General features: G+C 67.1%; 14 protein-coding genes. 5 read left to right on the plus strand and 9 right to left on the minus strand.

What is annotated here, in order from left to right:
* Positions 1 to 85: 85 nt before the first annotated feature.
* The gene (locus IE266_RS22055; protein ID WP_189682300.1) at positions 86 to 373 is read right to left on the minus strand and encodes a hypothetical protein; all 288 of its coding nucleotides are present in this window, start codon (positions 371 to 373) and stop codon (positions 86 to 88) included.
* 195 nt (positions 374 to 568) lie between these two features.
* On the opposite strand from IE266_RS22055, the gene IE266_RS22060 reads away from it, so the two are divergent.
* Together IE266_RS22060 and IE266_RS22065 are read left to right on the plus strand one after the other, a co-directional pair.
* A complete protein-coding gene (locus IE266_RS22060; RefSeq protein ID WP_189682301.1) occupies positions 569 to 1,021 on the plus strand; it encodes a methylated-DNA--[protein]-cysteine S-methyltransferase in 453 nt (150 codons plus the stop codon).
* A 72-nt stretch (positions 1,022 to 1,093) separates the two neighbouring features.
* On the plus strand, positions 1,094 to 1,561 hold the full coding sequence (locus IE266_RS22065) for a hypothetical protein (protein WP_189682302.1): 468 nt from the start codon (positions 1,094 to 1,096) through the stop codon (positions 1,559 to 1,561).
* Between the two features lie 33 nt (positions 1,562 to 1,594).
* Here the strand turns inward: IE266_RS22065 and IE266_RS22070 are convergent, their stop codons facing one another.
* The 5 genes from IE266_RS22070 to fsa form a co-directional block, all read right to left on the minus strand.
* A complete protein-coding gene (locus IE266_RS22070) occupies positions 1,595 to 2,287 on the minus strand; it encodes a CDP-alcohol phosphatidyltransferase family protein (RefSeq protein WP_189682303.1) in 693 nt (230 codons plus the stop codon).
* 70 nt (positions 2,288 to 2,357) lie between these two features.
* Positions 2,358 to 2,972 (minus strand): hypothetical protein, encoded by a 615-nt coding sequence (locus IE266_RS22075; RefSeq protein WP_189682304.1) that lies wholly within the window; start codon positions 2,970 to 2,972, stop codon positions 2,358 to 2,360.
* 117 nt (positions 2,973 to 3,089) lie between these two features.
* The gene (locus IE266_RS22080) at positions 3,090 to 4,010 is read right to left on the minus strand and encodes a tyrosine recombinase XerC (protein ID WP_189682305.1); all 921 of its coding nucleotides are present in this window, start codon (positions 4,008 to 4,010) and stop codon (positions 3,090 to 3,092) included.
* Complete coding sequence (locus IE266_RS22085; protein ID WP_189682306.1) at positions 4,007 to 4,714, minus strand: DUF484 family protein; 708 nt, start codon at positions 4,712 to 4,714, stop codon at positions 4,007 to 4,009. The genes IE266_RS22080 and IE266_RS22085 overlap by 4 nt, the downstream gene beginning before the upstream one ends.
* 218 nt (positions 4,715 to 4,932) lie before the next feature.
* Positions 4,933 to 5,586 carry a fructose-6-phosphate aldolase gene (gene fsa, locus IE266_RS22090; RefSeq protein WP_189682307.1) on the minus strand — a complete coding sequence of 218 codons (654 nt, stop codon included), beginning with the start codon at positions 5,584 to 5,586 and terminating at the stop codon, positions 4,933 to 4,935.
* 89 nt (positions 5,587 to 5,675) lie between these two features.
* Between fsa and IE266_RS22095 the strand changes: the two genes are divergently transcribed.
* Together IE266_RS22095 and IE266_RS22100 are read left to right on the plus strand one after the other, a co-directional pair.
* Entirely contained in the window at positions 5,676 to 7,871 is a 2,196-nt protein-coding gene (locus IE266_RS22095; protein WP_189682308.1) for a primosomal protein N', read from the plus strand.
* 199 nt (positions 7,872 to 8,070) lie between these two features.
* A complete protein-coding gene (locus IE266_RS22100; RefSeq protein ID WP_189682309.1) occupies positions 8,071 to 8,556 on the plus strand; it encodes a hypothetical protein in 486 nt (161 codons plus the stop codon).
* Between the two features lie 37 nt (positions 8,557 to 8,593).
* Here IE266_RS22100 and IE266_RS22105 read toward each other — a convergent pair whose 3' ends face one another.
* Genes IE266_RS22105 through IE266_RS22115 form a run of 3 tightly spaced genes read right to left on the minus strand, consistent with a single transcriptional unit; the run spans position 8,594 to position 11,334 of the window.
* Positions 8,594 to 9,184, minus strand: coding sequence for a TadE/TadG family type IV pilus assembly protein (locus tag IE266_RS22105; RefSeq protein ID WP_189682310.1), 591 nt, complete (start codon positions 9,182 to 9,184; stop codon positions 8,594 to 8,596).
* A 3-nt stretch (positions 9,185 to 9,187) separates the two neighbouring features.
* Positions 9,188 to 9,727 carry a TadE/TadG family type IV pilus assembly protein gene (locus tag IE266_RS22110; RefSeq protein ID WP_189682311.1) on the minus strand — a complete coding sequence of 180 codons (540 nt, stop codon included), beginning with the start codon at positions 9,725 to 9,727 and terminating at the stop codon, positions 9,188 to 9,190.
* Positions 9,724 to 11,334: a TadE/TadG family type IV pilus assembly protein gene (locus IE266_RS22115; protein ID WP_189682312.1), complete on the minus strand. Its 1,611-nt coding sequence runs from the start codon at positions 11,332 to 11,334 to the stop codon at positions 9,724 to 9,726. The genes IE266_RS22110 and IE266_RS22115 overlap by 4 nt, the downstream gene beginning before the upstream one ends.
* 338 nt (positions 11,335 to 11,672) lie before the next feature.
* Here IE266_RS22115 and IE266_RS22120 point away from each other — a divergent pair, with 338 nt between their 5' ends.
* Positions 11,673 to 13,103, plus strand: a complete 1,431-nt coding sequence (locus IE266_RS22120; protein WP_189682313.1) for a Glu/Leu/Phe/Val family dehydrogenase — start codon at positions 11,673 to 11,675, stop codon at positions 13,101 to 13,103.
* Positions 13,104 to 13,140: the final 37 nt, after the last annotated feature.

A 13,140-nucleotide genomic window follows, 5' to 3' on the forward strand; every position in this document is an offset into this window, starting at 1 on the left:
ACAGGCCGGAATAGACAGGGGGAGTCGCGCCGCAGGCGCGGCGGGGGCAGCGCCCCCATGATCCGACTGCCGGAAGCGCGCGGTCTCAATAGGAGACGGTCACCCCGTTCTCGATCAGGTAGGCGTCGCACTTGCGATGCGCGGTGCTGATGACGAGATACCAGACCGTGCTGCCATCCTGCGCGGTGCGGGAATATTCGCAGCGGTTGGGCGCGGTCCACCAGCGGCCCTTGTAGCCGGGCGGCGGCAGCAGTTCCGAGCCGCCGACCTTGACCGGCAGGCTCGCGATGCGGCCGGATTTCCCCATGTTGTCGGCGCTGGCCGGAAGGGCGAAGGCAAGGACGGCAAGCGCGGCGGCGATGGTCTTCGGCATTCGGTCTTCTCCTCTTGCGCGGACATCCGGCCGCGGCATTCCGGATTGGGCCTTAAACGCGCGCTAGGATGCCGGCGAAATCGGGCAGCAATGTGCAGGAACCTTGGCAATCCGGCGTTCCCCCTCGCCTCCGGCCCTTCACGGCGCTGGCATAAGGCGCGGCGCGGTGCCATGCTGGGGGCGGGAGGCCCAACGATGAAACGCTCGATCTCCTCGCCCCTCGGCCCGCTGGTCATCACCGCCGATGCCGGCGCGCTGACCGGGCTGACCTGGAGCGACGACCGGCACGAGGACGACGACCCGCTGCTGCGCGAGGCCGAGCGCCAGCTCGCCGCCTATTTCGCGCGGGCGCTGGAAACCTTCGACCTGCCGCTGCGCGTCGAGGCCAGCGCCTTCCAGCGTGCGGTCTGCGATGCGATGCTGGCGATCCCCTACGGCCATACCCGCACCTATGGCGACCTTGCCCGCGACCTCGGCGCGACGCCGCAGGCGGTGGGGCAGGGCTGCGGCGGCAACCCGCTGCCCATCGTCATTCCCTGCCACCGCGTGCTCGGCGCCAATGGCCTCGGCGGCTTCTCGGCGCGCGGCGGGGTCGAGACCAAGGTGGCGCTGCTGCGCCACGAGGGCGCGGCGGGGCTTCTGATATGACGCAGATCAAGGCCGCCCCGGCGGCCGGATCCTAGGTTCCATGCAACACCATACCACGGAAAAGGAGACCCGATGAGCGCCAAGAAAGACCGCGCCGCCCTCAAGGCGGCGATCCGCAGCCGGATGCTGGATCTGGAAGAGGGCGAACTGGCCACGGCCCGCGCCCATTACGAGCGCTTCCTCGGCGAGGCCCGGCTCGACGACCGCGAGGGGCATGACAATTCGGACATCGCCGAAAGCCGCGAGAGCGCCGATCTCGCCGCCGCCTTCGATGGACCGGTGCATACGCATCAGGCCAAGATCGACGCCCTCGAGGCGCTCGACTTCGCGCTGGCCGACCACGTCCGCCCCGGCGCCGTGGTCTCGTTCAACAAGCGGCATTTCGTGGTGGCGGTGGCGACATCGGCCTTCGACTGCGAAGGGCGCAGCTACATGGGCATCTCGACCCAAAGCCCGATCTTCGCCGCCATCGACGGCCTGGCCGAGGGCGACAGCTTCACCTTCAACGGGCGCAAGACAAGGCTCGACGAGGTGTTCTGACACCGGCTGCCCGGCCTCGCGCCGGGCGGCACCTCAGTGCCGCTGGGGGATAAGCATCTGCACGATGCCTGCGAAGAGCAGGTAGAAGCTGGTCAGCAGCAGCCCCCAGTGCGCCCAGCTTTCCGGGTGGAAATCGACCCAGGCGGCCCAGCCGGCGAAGAAGGTCCAGGCCAGCGCCATCGGCAGCGTCACCGCGCGCCAGCGCTCGGTGCGCACCGGGTGGACGAACTTCAACGGCACGAACATCGCCGCCGCCAGCAGCGTGACGACCGCCAGGCTGACCCAGAAGCTCGGCTCCAGCGCGAAGATCACCAGCACCACCATGTTCCAGCAGCCGGGGAAGCCCGAGAAGGAATTGTCCTTCGTCTTCATCCGGGTGTCGCAGAAATACATGGCGCTGGCGAAGGTGATGACGATGATCGCCACCCAGCCGGTCCAGCCATCCATCAGCCCCGACTTGAACAGGGCAAAGGCGGGGATGAAGACATAGGTCAGATAGTCGATGATGAGGTCGAGCAGCACGCCGTCGAACTGCGGCGCGTATTCCTTGACCTCGAACCGGCGCGCCAGCGGCCCGTCGATGCCGTCGACGAAGAAGGCGACCACCAGCCAGAGGAACATCATGTCCCACTTGGCCTCGACGGCGGCCAGCATGGCCAGCATGGCAAAGACGGCGCCGGTGGCCGTGAAGAGATGAACCAGGATGGCGCGGGATTGCGGTGTCATGGCTCAGAGTCATGCCGGAAGCGGGCCGGGGATGTAAAGGGTTTCCCGGCGCGCCCGCCTCCGGCGGGGCTCAGGCTGTGGCGATCTGGCCAACCTTCCGGATGGCCTCGGCAGTGTCCTTGATGTGCGACTTGACCGCGCTCAGCGCCTTCTTCAGCAGGCTGCGCAGGGTCTTGACCACGCTCAGCAGCCCGCTCACCTGGCCGATCCACTTGAACATCAGCTGCAGCACGGTGCGGAACGACTCGATGGTGGCGAGGACCGGGGCGATCACGTTCAGGCTGGCGATGAAGGCCACGATCTTGGCCAGCAGCCCGGCGATCATCCCGGCGATCTTCTTGAACAGGGCCTTGAGCCTGGCCAGGATCGCCGCCGGATTGGCCGCCTTGGCCAGCAGCGCAATCACCTTGTCGAGCGAGGCAAGGGTCAGCTTCAGATCGGCCAGCAGCGGCTCGGCCTGTTTCAGCAGGTTGTCACCCACCTTCAGGAAGCCGTCGACCACATGCTTGCCGACGGTGGCGATGAATTGCGCCAGCCCCTGCTTGATCGCCTTGATGAGGTTGCGCAGGAAGCCGGTCAGGTTCTTCAGGATCTTCGGCAGCGTCTTGGCGATCCGGCTGAGCGACTTGTGGATCTTATCCACGGTCTCCTTGACCGGGGCAAACGGGTCATTCGACTGGGGCATGATGAATCCCTTGCATGAAATATGGGACCGGCGCGAACCGGACAGCCGGAAAATGCGGCTGCTGGAAGGGTGCGGGCAGATGCGGCGCGGGTCAAGCGCATTGGCGCCCCGGCCGGCTCAGGCCCGCGGATGCGCCTTCTCGTAGACTTCCATCAGGCGGGCGGTGTCGACCGCCGTATAGGCCTGCGTGGTCGAGAGCGAGGCATGACCCAGCAATTCCTGGATCGCCCGCAGGTCGCCGCCGGCGGCCAGCAGGTGGGTGGCGAAGGAATGCCGCATCGCGTGCGGCGTGGCCGAGGCCGGCAGGCCGAGCTGCATCCGCGCCTTGGCCATCGCGCCCTGGATCAGTCGCGGCGACAGCGGCCCGCCGCGCACGCCCAGGAACAGCGGGCCGTCAGGCGTCAGCACATGCGGGCAGAGGCGGACATATTCGGCCACCGCATCGCGCGCGGCCCCGATCACCGGAACCGGACGCTCCTTGCCGCCCTTGCCGCGAATGCGCAGCACGCCGGGCAGGGGGCTGTCGGCCCCCTTCAGCCCCAGCGCCTCCGAGATCCGCAGCCCGCAGCCATAGAGCAACGTCACCACGGCGGCATCGCGCGCGGCGACCCAGGGCGTTTCCGATTGCAGCTCGACATGGTCGATCATCGCCCGCGCGGCATCCTCGGCCAGCGGGCGGGGCAGCTTGTTGGTAAACCGCGGCGCGCGGGCCGAGAGCACCGCCGTCACCTCGATGCCCTCGCGCTCGGCGAGCCAGCGCATGAAGCTCTTCACCGCCGAGAGCTTGCGTGCAAGCGAGCGCGCGGTCAGCCCCTCGGCGCGGGCATCCGCCATCCAGGCCCGCATGTCGGCCACGCCGATGCGCCGCAGCGCGCCCAGCCCCTGCGGTTCGCCCATGTGCCGTGTCATGAAGCCGAGAAAGCCCGCGACATCGCCGCGATAGGCCTCGATCGTGTTCTCGGCGGTGCCCTCCAGCGCGCGCCGCGTCTCCAGCCAGCGGGCCAGCGCGTCGCTCGCCGCGGGCGAGACCGGGGTCACGACAGCCAGTGCCGCATGGTCCGCTCGAAAACGCCGGCGAAGAAGGCCAGCAGCTCGGTGCCCTGGGTGGGCGAGAACTGGTGCGGATCCTCGGCGGCCATGGCCAGCATTCCGGGCAGACGCCCCTTGCCGAAGTCGAGCTTGAGGCAGGCCTCCGAGCGCACCCAGTCCGCCGCCTCGCCATAGACCAGCGGCGAGGCGTCATGCACCTGGCGCAGCACCACCGGCCGCGCCGGGCCGCCCCGGCCGTGGCTGAGGTAGGTATCGACAAAGCCCGGCTCGGCCAGGGCCAGCACCGAATCGAGACGGTCGACCACCGGGTCGTCGTCGTTCTGCACGGTCTCCAGCACCAGGGTGATCCGGTCGACCTGCAGGATCTCGGCGACATCGCCGCCCAGCCCGCGCAGGAAGGCTTCGAAGCCCGTGGGTTCCAGCATCTTCAGGATGGCGCGATGCACCTGGTTGGTCCCGGCGAGGTTCTCGTAGGCCGCCGCGATGACCGAACGGTGGGTGTCTTCCAGCCGGTCGAGCCGCGTTTCCAGCCGCTCCATCACGATGCCGCGCAGGTCGACGACATTGTTGCCCATCGCCTTGGCATTGGCCTCGATCAGCGCGTGCATCACGTCCTGATCGTCAAGAATCGCGTAGGGCTTGGCCAGGATCTCCGACCTTACCGCCTCTTCGAGTTTCGCGCTGCCGCTCATGCCTGTCCGCTCTTGCCCGTCTCTTCTTCTTGTTGGCGAGGTCTATAACACGGCTTCGCGCGAATGCTGCCGGAAAATTCGGCCTGGCGGGATTTTTCGCTCATGGCCGGGCCGCGCCGCCACGACGGAAAAAGGGCGCCCGCCAACCCATTGGCACGCGCCCCCCGCTTCTTCTCTTTTCAAATACTCACCAGCACCGGCGGCCGCCGGGCGCCGCGTCAGAGGATCTTCTGACCGGTCTTCGCCCAGTCCTTGAGGAAGGTCTCGAGGCCCTTGTCGGTCAGCGGGTGGCTGGCCAGCGCCTTGATGACCGAGGGCGGAGCGGTGATGACATCGGCGCCGATCCGGGCGGCGTCGGTGATGTGATTCACCGTGCGGATCGAGGCGGCGAGGATCTCGGTGCTGAAATCGTAGTTGTCATAGATCGTGCGGATGTCCTCGATCAGCTGCATCCCGTCGAGGTTGATGTCGTCGAGCCGGCCGATGAAGGGCGAGATGAAGGTCGCGCCCGCCTTGGCCGCCAGCAGCGCCTGGTTGGCCGAGAAGCAGAGCGTCACGTTGACCATCCGGCCCTCGCCGCTCAGCACCTTGCAGGCCTTGAGGCCATCCCAGGTCAGCGGCACCTTGACGGCGATGTTGTCGGCGATCTTGGCCAGCTCGCGGCCCTCGGCGATCATCCCCTCGGCGTCCAGCGCCACGGTCTCGGCCGAGACCGGCCCGTCGATCATCTTGCAGATCTCGGCGGTGACTTCCTTGATGTCGCGGCCCGACTTCATGATGAGCGAGGGGTTGGTGGTCACGCCATCGACCATCCCCAGCGCGTGAAGTTCGGCGATCGCGTCGATCTCGGCGGTGTCTACGAAGAATTTCATGGCAGCTTCCTCTGATGGGTTGGCCTCGGGTCGGCTTGGCTTTACCTGATGACCCGACGGGCGAAAAGCCCCGATCGGGAGCGGGCGCGATGACGGAACGCGAGTATTTCGGCGAAGGCGAGCTGGTCGGCGTGCTGACCACCCAGCCGCTCGACCGCGTGCTCGATTACCGCGCGCCCGAGGGCGGCTGCTTCCTGGGCGCCTTCGTCGAGGTCCCGCTGGGCCCCCGCCGGGTGCTGGGCGTGGTCTGGGGGCCGGGCCGGGGCGACTGGGACATCGCCAAGGTGCGCAGCGTCAGCCGCGTGCTGGATGCGGCGCCGATGCGCGAGGAGATGCGCCTCTTCCTGCGCCGCGCCGCCGATTACACGCTGACCCCGATGACCGCCATGCTGCGCCTGGCCACCCGCGCGCCGGGGCTGGGCGACCCGCCCTCGATGCGCAAGGTCTACCGGCTGGGCGCGCGCGCTCCCGACCGCCTGACCGAGGCGCGGGGCCGGGTGCTGGAAGTGCTGCGCGAGTATGGCGGGCTGGCCTTCACCCTCTCCGAACTGGCCGAGATGGCGGGGGTGACGCCCTCGGTGGTCAAGGGCCTGGTGACGCAGGGCGCGGTGGCCGAAGAGGACAGCCCGCGCGACACGCCCTTTCCCCGGCTCGACCCCGACCTGCCGGGGAAGGAGCTGACCGACGACCAGCGCGCCGCGGCCGGCGTTCTTCAGGCCGGCGTGCGGGCCGGCTGCTACGGCACCACGCTGCTCAAGGGCGTCACCGGCTCGGGCAAGACCGAGGTTTATCTCGAAGCCGTGGCCGAGGCGCTGCGGACCGGCCGGCAGGCGCTGGTGCTGCTGCCCGAGATCGCGCTGACCGCCGAATTCACCACCCGCGTCGAGGCGCGCTTCGGCGCGCGGGCGGCGGAATGGCACTCGGGCGTCACCATGACCGAACGCCGCCGCACCTGGCGGATGGTGGGCGAGGGTGGCGCGCAGCTGGTGGTCGGTGCGCGCTCGGCCCTGTTCCTGCCGTTCCGCGACCTCGGCCTGATCGTCGTCGACGAGGAACACGACACCTCCTACAAGCAGGAGGACGGGGTGCTCTACAATGCCCGCGACATGGCGGTGCTGCGCGCCTCGATCCTGGGCGCGCAGGTGGTGCTGGCCTCGGCCACGCCCTCGCTCGAGACCTGGGCCAATGCCGAGGCGGGCAAGTATAGCCGCCTGGACCTGACCTCGCGCTTCGGGGCGGCGGTGCTGCCGACGATGCGGGCCATCGACATGCGGGCCGAGCAGCTGGAGGCGGGCCGGTGGGTGTCACCGACGCTGCGGCGCGCGGTTCAGACGCGGCTCGAGAAGGGCGAGCAGTCGCTGCTCTTCCTCAATCGCCGCGGCTATGCGCCGGTGACGCTCTGCCGGGCCTGCGGCCAGCAGATCGGCTGCGACCATTGCGACGCCCGGATGGTCGAGCACCGCTTCCTCAAGCGGCTCATGTGCCACCAGTGCGGCGAGACCAAGCCGATACCCGAGGCCTGCCCCTCCTGCGGCGTCGAGGGGAAGCTGGCGCCGGTGGGGCCGGGGGTCGAGCGGCTGGCCGAGGAGGCGGCGGCTGTCTTCCCAGATGCGCGGATTTCGGTGCTGTCCTCCGATCTCTTTGGCTCGGCGCGGGCGCTGAAGGCGAGCATCGAGGAGATCGCGGCGGGCGGCGCGGATATCGTGATCGGCACCCAGCTGGTGGCCAAGGGGCACAACTTCCCGCTGCTGACGCTGGTGGGGGTGATCGACGCCGACCTCGGGCTGCAGGGATCGGACCTGCGCGCGGCCGAGCGGACCTTCCAGCTGATGCGGCAGGTGGCGGGCCGGGCGGGGCGGTCGGAGCGATCGGGCGAGGCGTTGCTGCAAAGCTTCCAGCCCGAGCACCCGGTGATCCGGGCGATCCTGGGCGGCGACGAGGAGGCCTTCTGGCGGGCCGAGGCGCGCGAGCGCGAGCAGGCGGGGGTGCCTCCCTACGGCCGGATGGCGGGGATCATCCTGTCGGGCTCGGACGTGGCGCAGGTCTTCGACCTGGGCAATGCGCTGGCCCGCGCCGACGGGCCGCTGCGGCAGATCGGGGCGCAGGTCTTCGGCCCCGCTCCGGCGCCGATCGCGCGGGTCAGGGGGCGGCACCGGGTGCGGCTGCTGGTGAAGGCGCCGAAGGGCGCGCCGCTGCAGGACGCGCTGGCCCGCTGGATCGCGCCGTTCCGGCTGAAAGGCGACCTGCGGCTGGCCGTCGATATCGACCCGCAGAGCTTCTTCTGAGGCCCGTTTCGGAGCGTCCCAGCCAGGACGCTTTTCAAGATATTGAAATCGTTATTAATTTTTAGAGTGACTTTCCGGGACACCACTTGTGCGGCCGGGTAGCCCATGAGTCCGCATGCCATCTTCCGCATGATCAGCGGGCTGTTCCTCTCCCGCCATTTCCGCTAAGCGCAACAAAACGCGCGCGGGGAGGGCGGGAATGGACGATGAAATTCTGGCGGTGATCGAGGCCTCGGTGATCCGGCGCTGGATCGGGCTGGCCATGCTGGCCGGCCTTGGCGGCGTGACCATCTACGTGGCCCTGGCCAAGCCGCCGGAACCGGTCTGGCAAGTCTTCCTCATCGGCATCGGCCTGCTGTCGCTCTGGGCGGCGGCGCGGATGTATGCGGCGACGCAGCTGCGCATCGAACTGACCCGCGAGGTTTTGCGCGACAGCGCCGGCATGGTGCTGGCCCGCGTCGAGGACATCCGCTCGATCGAGCGTGGCGCCATGGCCTTCAAACCCTCGAACGGGTTCCTCGTGACCACCAACACCCCCGCCGGGCGGGCCTGGCGGCCCGGCCTCTGGTGGCGCGTCGGCCGCCGGGTCGGCGTTGGCGGCGTGGTGCCGGGACACCAGGCCAAGCTGGTGAGCGACATCCTCTCGGCCCTGCTGCTCGAACGAAACGAGAAGGGCGCGGAATAGATCCGCGCCCCTGTCCTTGTCAGCCTTATGCTTCGGCTCAGGTGTCGTTGTCGGGATAGGTCTCTTCGCCCGGAGGGTCGCCCTCCCAGACCACCTGCGACACGAAGCGCGGACGGGTGAAGACGAAGTTGGCCAGGTTGATGTCGTCGAGGCCGACGTTGAACAGCGGCACGAAGACGTTGTTGGTCTCGACCAGGATCACCCGCTCGTTGTCGGGCATCACCGGCAGGCGGGCCTCGATATCCGAGATGTTGGAATTGGTCAGCGCCGCCGGGAAGCCGCGATTGGCCGACCAGTCGAGGTAGTAGCGGCTCTCGTCCTCGTCCCAGCGGATCACCGAGACCCGCAGGTCGACGTCCGAGGGCGTCCGGGTCATCAGTTCCATCAGCCGCAACATGCTGTCGATGTAATTGTCGTTGATCGCCTCGGTCTCGCGCGAGATGAGGTCGCTGACCGTGTAGGCGGCCTTGAGGTTCACCGCGCTCTGCCGGTAGCCGTCGAAGAAGACATAGCTTGCCATGAAGGCCCAGAAGAGGATGGGCATCGCCAGGACGAATTCGACGGTGACGTTGCCCGACGTGTCGTCGCGAAAGGCGCGCAGGCGGTTTTTGAACGAAGTCAACAGCATGGCTTACCTCGGTTCCTGAACGAAGACGGAAGTGGAGACCAGGGCGAACTGGCCGGCACCATCCTTGACCAGCCCCTTGCCAAGGCCGGTGGTCGGGAAGATCGGGTCGATCTTGGCGCAGGCGCGCAGAACCATCAGTTCGTTCTCGCTGGCGTCATTGCGGAATTCGACCTTGGGGATGACTTCTTCGGCCTTGTCGGTGCAGCTGGCGGTGCCCGAGATGCCGGTCCAGTCGCGCGGGTCCATCACCACCATCTCGAGCAGCATGTTGTCGCTGCAGTTGCTGATGAAGCCGGCCCGCTTGCAGAGCAGGTCCTTGATATCGTCATGCTGCGGCACGTTGCCCGTGCCGAGGCGGATGTCGCGCACGGTGATGTCCATCGCGCGCTCCAGCATCGCGTGCTGCAGCGAGATCATGCCGAGTTCGACCCCGGAGAGCAGGAGGAAGAGCATCGCCGGAAAGACCATGACGAACTCGATGGTGGCGTGACCGCTTTCCGACTTGCGGAACCGGCGCAGAGAACTGGCGAATTCGCGGATCATTGGGTCAGCCTCAGTTTGCGGATCGACGTGGCGATCGCGTTGAACGCATCGTTGATCTCGTTGCTTTCCACGTCGAAGAAGTGGGCGTCGGAGCTTGCGCAATCCTTGAGGACGCGCACGCCGCGCTTGGGCGCTTCGAGCGAGACCGCGAAGATGATGATGCCCTCATCCTTGGCGGCGCCGCACATCTGCTTGGTGAACTGGTCCTTGGCGGTGCCGTTGAGGAAGCTGAAGGCCGCCTGGTACCAATCGCCGTAGCTGTTCCCGTTGTAGGTGTAGTTGTTGTAGACGTTCCACAGCAGCGACACGCGGTTGAACAGTTCCGGATAGGTCAGGCGCACCGCGGTGCCGGTTTCGGCCGGTTGGCCGGGCAGTTCGTTGCCGTAGGGGTGGTCCTTGAAGGCGCGGATATGCGGCCACCAGTAGTTCGGGTTCCCGTTCGACTTGTAGACCGTGTATTTGTTGGCTTCGGCGTTGTACCACACGTCCGAGATGCCCTCGCGCAGCGAGGGGTTCAGCATGTACTGGTTGGTGTTCTCGCCATCCGACATCAGCACGATCACCTTCAGGATCCGGCCGCTGTTGTAATCGTTCGGCCGGCCCTCGAAGGCGGGGTCCACGATCCCGTCGGCGATCAGGTCGCTGACCACGCTGCGGGTGCTCGGGTCGAGCAGCACGGTGCCCCACTTCATGCCGATGTCGATCGAGGTATTGCCCTGCGCCGTCATGTCGTCGACATAGGCGTGCAGATCGGCGGGCTTGTTGCTCAGCGGCACGATGGCCGAGTTGCTGCGCACCGGGCAGACCGGGATCTCGATCGGGTTCGTTGTCGAGGTGAAGGGGTCGAAATGCGCGGTGCGGTCCATCTCGACCACGCGCGACAGGTCGGTCTTCTTGAACTCGTCGGCGACGAAATCGACGCAATGCGAATACTGGTGCTCTTGCGTCGTGGTGTATTTGTCGAGCAGCGACTTGCCGACGTTGACCTGGGTGGCGAAGGGCACGATCGACATCGAGATCTCGTCGCTGTTGCCGTTCGAGAAGACCGAGTTGATGAAGTTGTGCGTGGCGACCTTGAGATCCTCGAGGCGCGTGCCGGTGTTCATCGAACCGGAGATGTCGAGCACCATGGAGATCTCGAGGTTGTCGATACTCTCCTCGGCGGTCCCGATGGCCGGAGCCCTGAGCGTGTCGACGCCGGTCATGTGCATGAACTGGGTGAGGACGTTCGATTCCGCATTGGCCGAGACGCGGCGGAAGCCGGTGCCCTCGGTGACGGCGACACCGCCGAGATAACCGCCGAGGTCGGCCTTGTCGAAGTAGTCCTGGACCACCGCCTGGGGATCGAGCTGCTGTTCCATGTCGGCCGCGGCCAGAACGGCGCGGTCGAGGGTATATTGCAGCTCGGCCCGGTCGCGCTCGAAGCGCATCAGGTCGATGCCGATACCGCCGATCATCAGGATGAGCACGAAGATGTAGACGCCGAAGATCAGGAGAGATCCGTCTTCGTCCTTTCCGAAGCGGCGCAGTGCGCCCTTGTCGAACCTGCCGGATTCAAGTGCCAAACCGAAGGAACGAGTCGCTTTCTTTCCTTGTTGCACACGCATGACTAACCTCTCTGCCGCCGGGAGTCCGGCAGCGGTCGACCAACAATTCATCCCCATCGTTCTGGGCGAAAAACATGTCGTAATTTGGGCGGAAAGCCGCCGGAAGCGGGCCTATTCCCGCCCGTACCCGCCACGGTTTCACGGATTCCCGCGGGTTGTTGCGCGGCTTTGAACAAAGCGGAGAATCGTACGGGGCACGACTTGGCCGCAAGGGGGGATTGCCGCGGCGCGGCGGAGAAATTTGCCGTTTGGCGTGGCTTTCCGTCATCTCCTCGCCATACAGTCGGGACAACAGTCGGCCGCGCGCGACTCGTGCGGTGCAACCGGGAGGGACGGTAATGGCGACGATCAAGGAACCGAGTTTCCGCGAAAGCGTGGATCTGATGTTCAACCGCGCGGTGGCGCTGCTGGACCTGTCGCCAGGGCTCGAGGAGAAGATCCGCGTCTGCAACTCGACCTATACGGTGCGCTTCGGGGTGCGGCTGCGCGGCCAGATCCACACCTTCACCGGCTACCGCTCGGTGCACTCGGAACACATGGAGCCGGTCAAGGGCGGCATCCGCTATGCCATGGGCGTGAACCAGGACGAGGTCGAGGCGCTGGCGGCGCTGATGACCTACAAATGCGCCCTGGTCGAGGCGCCCTTCGGCGGCTCGAAGGGCGGTCTGCGGATCGACCCGCGCCAGTATGACGAGCACGAACTGGAACAGATCACCCGCCGCTTCGCCTACGAGCTCATCAAGCGCGACCTCATCAACCCCAGCCAGAACGTGCCGGCCCCCGACATGGGCACGGGCGAGCGCGAGATGGCCTGGATCGCCGACCAGTACAAGCGGATGCAGACCACCGACATCAACGGCAATGCCTGCGTCACAGGCAAGCCGATCAACGCCGGCGGCATCCAGGGCCGCACCGAGGCGACGGGGCGCGGCGTGCAATACGCCCTGCGCGAGTTCTTCCGCGACCAGATCGGGGTGCAGAAGGCCGGGCTGTCCGGCGACCTCGAGGGCAAGCGGGTGATCGTGCAGGGCCTCGGCAACGTCGGCTACCACGCCGCCAAGTTCCTCTCCGAGGAGGATGGCGCGCTGATCACCGGGATCATCGAGCGCGATGGCGCGCTGTTCAATCCCAAGGGGCTGGACGTCGAGGCGGTGCGCCACTGGCTGACCAGCCACGGCGGCGTCACCGGCTATCCGGACGCCACCCATACCGCCGAGGGCGCGGCGGTGCTGGAGGAGGACTGCGACATCCTGATCCCGGCGGCGATGGAAGGGGTCATCAACCTCGGCAACGCCGCCCGCATCAAGGCGCCGCTCATCATCGAGGCGGCCAACGGCCCGGTGACCGCCGGCGCCGACGAGATCCTGCGCGACAAGGGCGTGGTCATCATCCCCGACATGTATGCCAATGCCGGCGGGGTGACGGTCTCCTACTTCGAATGGGTCAAGAACCTGAGCCACATCCGCTTCGGCCGCATGGGCCGCCGCCAGGAGGAATCGCGCCACCAGCTGATCGTCGAAGAACTCGAACGCCTCAGCGCCGACCGCGGCCTCGGCTGGACGCTGAGCCCCGGCTTCAAGGAGAAATACCTGCGCGGCGCGGGCGAGCTGGAACTGGTCCGCTCGGGCCTCGACGACACCATGCGCACCGCCTACCAGTCGATGCGCGACGTCTGGCACGGCCGCGACGACGTGAAGGATCTGCGCACCGCCGCCTACCTGATCTCGATCAGCCGGGTGGCGGCAAGCTATCGCGCCAAGGGCCTCTAGGGGCGGCGGGGTAAACCCCGCCCTACCGCGCGTGGGC

This window comes from Seohaeicola zhoushanensis (genome assembly GCF_014656415.1).
Lineage (GTDB): Bacteria > Pseudomonadota > Alphaproteobacteria > Rhodobacterales > Rhodobacteraceae > Seohaeicola_A > Seohaeicola_A zhoushanensis.